Consider the following 264-nt stretch of genomic DNA (forward strand, 5'->3'; position numbering starts at 1 on the left):
CGTCCCATAGGGGGTTCGAACCCCTGTCACTGCCGTGAAAGGGCAGTGTCCTGGACCACTAGACGAATGGGACGCATGGAGCGGAAAAGGAGATTCGAACTCCCGACCCTCGCCTTGGCAAGGCGATGCTCTACCACTGAGCTATTTCCGCTTATCTCACAAACGCTGTGCTGCTTGTTGAATGACCGAAGTGGCGTCCCATAGGGGGTTCGAACCCCTGTCACTGCCGTGAAAGGGCAGTGTCCTGGACCACTAGACGAATGG

Annotated in this window: 2 tRNA genes; both read right to left on the minus strand. The window is 57.2% G+C overall.

Annotated features, from left to right (window positions below):
- Nucleotides 1-73 (minus strand) — tRNA-Glu (locus tag HUS66_RS17590).
- Nucleotides 74-76: 3 nt separating this feature from the next.
- A tRNA-Gly gene (locus tag HUS66_RS17595) sits at nucleotides 77-151 on the minus strand.
- Nucleotides 152-264: the final 113 nt, after the last annotated feature.

Origin of the sequence: Onishia taeanensis, assembly GCF_013349955.1 — a bacterium.
Taxonomy (GTDB): Bacteria; Pseudomonadota; Gammaproteobacteria; order Pseudomonadales; family Halomonadaceae; genus Onishia; species Onishia taeanensis_B.